The following is a 5,518-nucleotide window of genomic DNA, read 5'->3' on the forward strand; positions in this document are numbered from 1 at the left end:
GTGAAGTATAGCATGATATACCTGCATCAAAAATAGGTATTTTAACTCATTTTATTCTTTATAAAGAACAAAATATTACTAATTTTATATTTTAATATACACAAAATGTACAGTTATGCGTTATAATGAACAAAAAATCCATAAGCAGAGGATGAACTGAATGTGATAGGGGAAAAGATTAAGAATTTGCGACTAAAAAAAGGCTATTCGATTACACGCTTAGCTGAAGAAGCTAATATTTCAAAATCATATTTATCTCATTTAGAAAAAGGGTTAAATAATAATCCTTCCCTTCAAATGCTTGATAAAATCGCGTCTTCTCTTCATACAACGATTGACGAATTAATTGAAGGAGACATCAGCTGTCCAGCTCTGACTTCAAAATCAGTCCTTAATCTAGAGTGGCTTCATTTAATTGAACGAGCCATTCAAGACGGCATGACCAAAGAAGAATTTATTGAATTTCAGTATTATTTAAAGTTCCGTAAAACAACCTGATAGGTCCATTCATGAACGTTTAATTTTTTTGTTATAATCGACCTATTTCGACACCTTTTACAAATATTATCTTGTAAAATAACTGTACACTAAGAATACTATTACAAATTATCCAGATAAGGGCAAAACTATTGAAAAATAGTGACGCAAAGCTTCAGGTCTAAGGCCATTTTTGGCTACGATAGCTGGGTTCCCTGGCAAAGGGTGGATGAATCGTAATGAAAAAAGAAAACGTACTGTCAATCGATCAAGAGTGGGTAAGTCTTATAGAATCAGCTCGCGCGCTGGGGCTGACTATCGAAGAAGTTCGGAGGTTTTTGTCGGAGCTTAAGCGGAACTAAATTTAAAAAGCACGCTCAAATTAGAGCGTGCTTTTTGCAGTTATTATTATTCTAGAAGAAAGTAAAATCCACTTCTATTAAATACGAATTCCTTTTGGCTGACGCTCATCAAACGTATAAATCTCCGTAAATCCGCACTGTTTTGCCATTTCAACTGCTTCTTTCATATGTGCTCCTACCGTTTCGGAAAAGTGTGAATCAGATCCAATTGTTAGAATTTCTCCGCCCAAATCGCGGTAAAGCCCAACAACTTCCAGTGCGGGCAGCGCTTCGCCCAGCTTCCCTCTTATACCTGAAGTGTTAATTTCAATTCCGATATTACGATCAATTGCTTTTTTCAAAATATCTGCAAGAATATCTTTGAATTGATGAAAGTCGTAAATACCGTATTGCTCAAACGCATAGCGCTTCATTAAATCTAAATGAGCCAACACGTCAATGTCCGCTTCGCTTACCAGCTTATACATTTCATTAAAATAAGCGCGGTAAATCGCTTCTTTATTGTTCAGCTCCAAATGTTTACGAAGCTTGATGTTATTAATGTTATGCACCGATCCTAATATAAAATCAAAGTTCTCTTGCTTCATCGTTTCTTGATACTTCTCTTTTAAATAGTGCGGCTCACAAATTTCAATTCCTTTTTTAATCACTAGCTGGCCTTGAAATTGCTCTCTGCATTCCGCTAGTTCTCGTTCATATTTATCAAAATCCATATGACCATACGTTGGTGCTAATGGATTTAATGAAAAGTGCTCGGTAAAACAAATTTCGTTTATGCCGTTTTTCACAGCTTGTTCGCACACTTCTTTCATGACTGCCTGAGAGTCAAATGAATTGTTCGTGTGATGATGGTAGTCTACTAGATACATAATTTAGTCACCTCTAAGTCTATTATACATTTCTCCTGCTCTTACTGCACATAGAGACCCTTTTCCCCCTTATCCCGCCTTTTTTCATTCATAAAAAGTATTTCCAATAAAAAAAGACATTTTTCCTCTTCCAGTAATCCTTGTTTTCTTATAAACTAACTTAATATAGCAGATGTTCTGACATACAACTTGACAAACAACTTTTACTTACAAAGGAGAAAGGAAAGAAGAAATGCAGATTGAAAAAAGTTTCTCTCAAACAAAAAGTCCCTTTCTGTCTTACTTAAGCTCTTATGCTAAAAAGATGAAAGGAGAACTAAAAGAAGAACCGAAAATCAATTATAGAGATGCGGTCGTTTCTTCAATCGGAGGCTTAATTGCGATTATCATCAGCAGCGCGATTGCACTAGCGCTTGGTTATCCAATGGCTCTCGCTCCGATTGGCGCGAGCTGCGTACTTGTTTTCGGGGCACACAAAGGCCCTTTATCACAGCCTCGCCACGTGCTTGGAGGACACTTGCTTGCAACGGTTTCCGCACTTATTATTTGGAGTTTATTTCATCGAAGTCTAATTACGATTGCGATTGTGCTTGCTTTTGTTCTTATTTTAATGATTCTTACAAAAACCGTTCACCCTCCCGCTGCAGCTAGCGCGATTGTAGCCATTAACACTCAGGCAGGCTGGGGATACTTAGGTATTATTATGATTTGTGCTTGTGTAGTTGTACTAATTTCCACCGTGTATAATAATTTATTTCAAGATCGGCAGTATCCCAGGTATTGGGTTTGATATTGGACTCATACATAAAAAAGACGTCTTCTATGAGAAGACGTCTTTTTTTATTTATTTTTACCTACTGTGTTTTTTGCTGTTTCAGGGTCTATTTATTAGCTTTTACTTTACTTCCGTTGAACTAATAAGCTGATAAACTCCCAAACTTCCATCAGATAATTCTTTTACTTTATGAATACTGTTGAATTTTTTGTATTTAACAGATCCGTCTCCRTACGAAATATCATACTCTTCTGTTGTATATACTTTATACATAGAGTCATCGAGTTTTGTTACTCTATTTACATTAAAGCTTAATAAATCTTCTGTTATTCCTTTTTTGATTAGGTAAGCGGTATAATCTTTTTGTTCCTTGTATTTTGGCCCGTTAGAATCGATATATGGCTCTGCAACAGAAAAGTCTCCACTGTTAATTGAGGAAATTGTAGCGTACATATATTGTTCGATAAAACTAGAAACTTCACTAGTAGATACTTCAGAATTGACTTTTGAACCTTTGTCCGTTGTCTCTTGATTCTTAGAAGGAGCCGACGCTTTTGCCGTAGCTTCTGTCGTATTTTCTTTATCAAAATTAAGCGCAACATCTTCCATACCTTTTTTAATTGATACTTCTTCCGTTTTCTTTTCTCCGCGTTTTGCATATAGTTTTACTGAACCGTCCATCGGGAGTGGCCCTAAATAATCAATATCGCCAATTTTTGTTTTTGTGTCTTTACCATTAACGAATAGCGTCGCGTCATTATAATCTGAAGAGATGTATACTGCATGATCTGACCAATCAAACTCAACGTTCACATCTTCTCCGTTGGCGGCTTCAACCTCTTGTTCGTTTTCAACTTTTCCGTAATCATTTTGCACTTCACCTTTTACGGTATGCGTACCAGGTAAAAATGGACCAATCTTTTTAGAAGAGTCACTGCTTACCGTTCCAGCTTTTTGACCGTCAATATATACCGCTGTCGCATCTTCTGTAGACTGAGCCTTTGCATATACAGGGTTTATTTGTACCGTGTAATGGTCAAAGATCCCCCACTTCTTTCCGTCTTGTTCTAACTTAGCGTATGAAGAGTGATCTTCGCTTGGAACTCCTGCTTCAAGCGCTCTGCTATCTGCCGCTAACCCTTCAGAGATTGATTTCATTACATCCGGATTTTCGTGCAAATATGTAATAAATGATTTTGTTTGCTCATCGTTGGCTTCTAATTGAATTTGACCCTCATTTACATATTTTTTTACTTTATCAACATCATTGCCCTTTACTGAAGCAATAAATTTTTCTGACACGGCTTTCGGCGCCATCATTGTTTTATCTATTCCGTAATAAGCGCCGCCAAGTATAGCCGCTGCTATAACTGAAATCGCAATAACCTTTGTTTTTTTATTCGGAGGTTTTACCGATTCTCTCTCTTCCTCTACTGAAGCTGATGCGGGTTCTACGTAACGCTGTGTTTTTGCTCCTTGGCTAGAAGCCTCTTTTCTTTCGACGGGATGTCCACACTCCGGACAAAATTGATGCTCATTTGTTAACTGATGGCCACACTCTCTGCAATATCCCAATTTCTACACTCCTTTTTTATAATGGTATGAAAAAGCACCGCTGTACACGATGCTTTCTGTCGACTTAAAATAGATCATTCAATTCACTGCTGTTTCCCATTCTTGTAATAATGGTTTTGGCTTCTTCTCCTAAACCATTCGCAATGAACATCAGTACAATCGTAATGACTACATATACAATAAGAGTGCTATAGATACGATCAAGTCCATTTGTTCCGCTTTGCTTAAAGCTAGCAATCGTAAATGGAACCACAAGGAAGATGCTTAACAAACCGAAATTCATAAAATAAGAGAAGTATTCAACATGGAGAAATGCAAGCACAAGCCCAATTAAAAGAAGAGCTGTTGGAATAATTAAAAACGTGCCAAAGCGTGAGAAGAATTCTTTAAAAGAAACGTCTACCTTTCCAAACTTTGCTGCAACATATGTTGCTCCGATAATAACCGCAAGTCCAATAAAAATGAAAACCCCTTGTTTAAAGACAAAATCGGTAAAATTGAAGTGAATGATGCTGTTTATATCTGTGGCTTTTATCAAATCAACGCCCGTATTAAAATCCTCCATGTCGGATGGAGCCAGCTCTTCACTGATAATAGGAAGTTTGAACATGCTTCGAACAAATTGAATCAACAATAGCTTCCAGCCTACATACAGCATAATAGGTATACTAAGAGCATAAAGAATGACCGTGATAAGAGCATTAACGAATTGGCTTTCACCTGCTGCTTGTGCTGTAGCTGTTGGATTTTTAATTCCTTCTGCAAAATAACTAAAAAATGATTTTGACACTTTTTTCGCCTGACGGACACGCTGATTAGGCTGTTGAGGCGCATACGCTGGTTGCGGCTGAGGCTGATATTCAGATGCTGCTGCCGCCTGGCTGACAGCTGCCTCTTCTTGTAATTTATGACCGCACTTCACGCAAAACTTCCCGCCATCATTAAAATGGCCGCAATTTGAACAATTCAAATACTCCTTCCCCCTTCAATAAATTGTTTAAAATATAGTTATATAGATTTATTTTGTTGAAATCTATATAATTCTATATTCATACCTTTTAGCATTATACACCATTTTTGGTATTTTAGGAGAAGTGTTTCAACGGATCAACTAAAAAAATTACTACCCAAACTCCCTGGCAGAATTCTTTCTTTTACTTCTGAGTCCATGCACATTATATAAATCTTCCTTCTATAATTTTGTTTCACCAATAAAACTATTTTATGCCTTAAGCATCTTGTTTTAATTTTCAGAATTGTTTATACTCGAAACATCTTTGTTTTTCTAGGAAAACAAAGGAGGTGAATTTACAGCACGATCTATACATACTGGAGGGGGATTTTTATGTTGAAATTAATTGGGGTTTTGCTAGTGGCAGTAGGTTTTTTATTTCGTTTAAATACACTGCTTGTTGTGACCGTCGCAGGCATCGTGACGGGCCTTGTGTCAGGTTTGTCAC

Annotated in this window: 7 protein-coding genes and 1 riboswitch; of the genes, 4 read left to right on the plus strand and 3 right to left on the minus strand. The window is 36.9% G+C overall.

The genetic code is table 11. The features are described 5' to 3' along the window. Positions 1–162 precede the first annotated feature (162 nt). Both AC1DRF_RS15620 and AC1DRF_RS15625 read left to right on the plus strand, forming a co-directional pair. Entirely contained in the window at positions 163–498 is a 336-nt protein-coding gene (locus AC1DRF_RS15620; RefSeq protein ID WP_237074605.1) for a helix-turn-helix domain-containing protein, read from the plus strand. Between the two features lie 111 nt (positions 499–609). Next, a riboswitch (cyclic di-GMP riboswitch) is annotated at positions 610–696 on the plus strand. Between the two features lie 20 nt (positions 697–716). Continuing rightward, positions 717–839 carry an anti-repressor SinI family protein gene (locus AC1DRF_RS15625; protein WP_237074604.1) on the plus strand — a complete coding sequence of 41 codons (123 nt, stop codon included), beginning with the start codon at positions 717–719 and terminating at the stop codon, positions 837–839. A gap of 77 nt (positions 840–916) precedes the next feature. On the opposite strand, the gene AC1DRF_RS15630 is transcribed toward AC1DRF_RS15625, so the two are convergent. Beyond that, positions 917–1,708, minus strand: a complete 792-nt coding sequence (locus AC1DRF_RS15630) for a histidinol-phosphatase HisJ family protein (RefSeq protein ID WP_477741095.1) — start codon at positions 1,706–1,708, stop codon at positions 917–919. Between the two features lie 232 nt (positions 1,709–1,940). Here AC1DRF_RS15630 and AC1DRF_RS15635 point away from each other — a divergent pair, with 232 nt between their 5' ends. Further along, a complete protein-coding gene (locus tag AC1DRF_RS15635) occupies positions 1,941–2,498 on the plus strand; it encodes an HPP family protein (RefSeq protein WP_074894131.1) in 558 nt (185 codons plus the stop codon). 105 nt (positions 2,499–2,603) lie between these two features. Here the strand turns inward: AC1DRF_RS15635 and AC1DRF_RS15640 are convergent, their stop codons facing one another. Beyond that, on the minus strand, positions 2,604–4,058 hold the full coding sequence (locus tag AC1DRF_RS15640; RefSeq protein ID WP_477741096.1) for a zinc ribbon domain-containing protein: 1,455 nt from the start codon (positions 4,056–4,058) through the stop codon (positions 2,604–2,606). Positions 4,059–4,122: 64 nt separating this feature from the next. After that, positions 4,123–5,028: a zinc ribbon domain-containing protein gene (locus AC1DRF_RS15645; RefSeq protein ID WP_477741097.1), complete on the minus strand. Its 906-nt coding sequence runs from the start codon at positions 5,026–5,028 to the stop codon at positions 4,123–4,125. A gap of 375 nt (positions 5,029–5,403) precedes the next feature. On the opposite strand from AC1DRF_RS15645, the gene AC1DRF_RS15650 reads away from it, so the two are divergent. After that, positions 5,404–5,518: 5-oxoproline transporter, DUF969 family subunit (locus AC1DRF_RS15650; protein ID WP_477741098.1), on the plus strand; the 115-nt coding region annotated here is incomplete at its 3' end.

The organism is Priestia sp. P5_B4 (assembly GCF_056400385.1).